At 45.0% G+C, this 362-nt stretch carries 1 protein-coding gene; it reads right to left on the bottom strand.

What is annotated here, in order from left to right; genetic code table 11:
* Nucleotides 1-362, bottom strand: a 362-nt coding sequence (locus C1G57_RS10685) for a transposase (protein ID WP_161941160.1), incomplete at both ends; no start/stop codon positions are given.

The following is a 362-nucleotide window of genomic DNA, read 5'->3' as shown; positions in this document are numbered from 1 at the left end:
TCTTCTGTCTCATGTAGGAGTTGTTTGAGTCCCTCGCTAGTGAGGCATTCTTCCTTGGACAAGGCAGTATTCACCCCTTCTTGAACTAGCTTGTCATAAAGGGCAGAAATGTTTCCATTCAAGGCATCTTCATAGCGTTCAACGGCCTTTTTCCACGTGAAAGAATACTTGTTGGCATCAGCTTCTACCTTAGTCCCGTCAATGAAGAGAGCCTCATCTTCAATCAAGCCATTCTCTCTGAGGAGGAGAGTGAAGTAGATGAAGGCAGTTTTGATGAGCTGGTTGGCGTGTGTGCTAGCCCTAAAACTATTGATGGTCCGATAACAGACATAGGTATCCTGACTCAGCCATTTCATAGGAAT

Source organism: Streptococcus suis, from assembly GCF_002960425.1.
GTDB classification, from domain to species: domain Bacteria; phylum Bacillota; class Bacilli; order Lactobacillales; family Streptococcaceae; genus Streptococcus; species Streptococcus suis_S.
Note: the sequence above shows the minus strand (reverse complement) of the source record. Positions and strands in the feature narration are given on the sequence as shown.